The sequence below is a fragment of the Vibrio sp. 10N.261.52.A1 genome (assembly GCF_002876325.1).
GTDB classification, from domain to species: Bacteria; Pseudomonadota; Gammaproteobacteria; order Enterobacterales; family Vibrionaceae; genus Vibrio; species Vibrio chagasii.
The window spans coordinates 1-437 of sequence record NZ_MCYD01000378.1 but is presented as its reverse complement, the minus strand read 5'-3'; the positions used below and the strand labels follow the sequence as shown (position 1 = coordinate 437).

Genomic DNA, 437 nt, shown 5'->3' with positions numbered 1-437 from the left:
CAGCTTTCTGGTGGTCAAAAGCAGAGAGTGGCGATTGCAAGAGCCCTAGTTAACGATCCGCAAATCATCTTAGCGGATGAACCTACGGGGGCATTGGATTCAAAATCCGGCGCAGAGATAGAGGCTTTGTTTAATCGTCTTCATGCACAGGGACGAACATTGATTATCGTGACGCATGATAATTCGCTTGCTGAACGAACCAAGCGAATCGTGACGATCAAAGACGGAAAGGTATTGTCTGACCGCAAAGGGCAACATTACTCAGCCTAGTGCGTTGATCTTTGACTAGAGGCTGCTCTATGACCTTAACTCTAGACCGCTCTTCGTTAATGGTATTTTGGCTGTGTGCATCTGCTAATGTGAAATAGGTATGGAGGTGCCATAATTAACACAGCTTTATTGAATACTCTGTATCTATTCTACTTACTCTATATACT

The 437-nt window shown here is 44.2% G+C and carries 1 protein-coding gene; it reads left to right on the top strand.

The features are described 5' to 3' along the window. Positions 1–270 (top strand): ATP-binding cassette domain-containing protein (locus tag BCT81_RS04490; RefSeq protein WP_133152544.1); only part of this gene is annotated, 270 nt, incomplete at its 5' end. Between the last annotated feature and the right edge of the window lie 167 nt (positions 271–437).